This is a genomic window from Rhodococcus sp. IEGM 1409 (assembly GCF_030056735.1).
In the GTDB taxonomy this organism is placed as follows: Bacteria; Actinomycetota; Actinomycetes; order Mycobacteriales; family Mycobacteriaceae; genus Rhodococcus_F.
This window is the reverse complement of the sequence record NZ_JASHKN010000048.1, coordinates 1-214: the sequence shown is the minus strand read 5'-3', so window position 1 is coordinate 214 and position 214 is coordinate 1. Positions and strand designations below refer to the sequence as shown.

Annotated in this window: 1 pseudogene; it reads right to left on the bottom strand. The window is 63.1% G+C overall.

The window, feature by feature from the left end:
- Window positions 1-214 (bottom strand): annotated as a pseudogene (locus tag QM716_RS29200) (isochorismate synthase); the annotation flags it as partial.

Genomic DNA, 214 nt, shown 5'->3' with positions numbered 1-214 from the left:
ATATAGATCACCGCGAACCCGCGTGAAACGCAGTGGCGCCGTGAGAGCGGCCGGCGTCTCCGGAGAGAAGGGCAGTGCGCCGACGACCGAGTCGATACGCCCCGGTTTGAGGGCTTCAGCCGCGTCGAAGGCCGAGTCGAATTCTTCGACTACTCCCGACGTGCGGATCGACGTTTGCCTACGTGAGAGCAGGAAAACGGAGGCCGTTCCATCG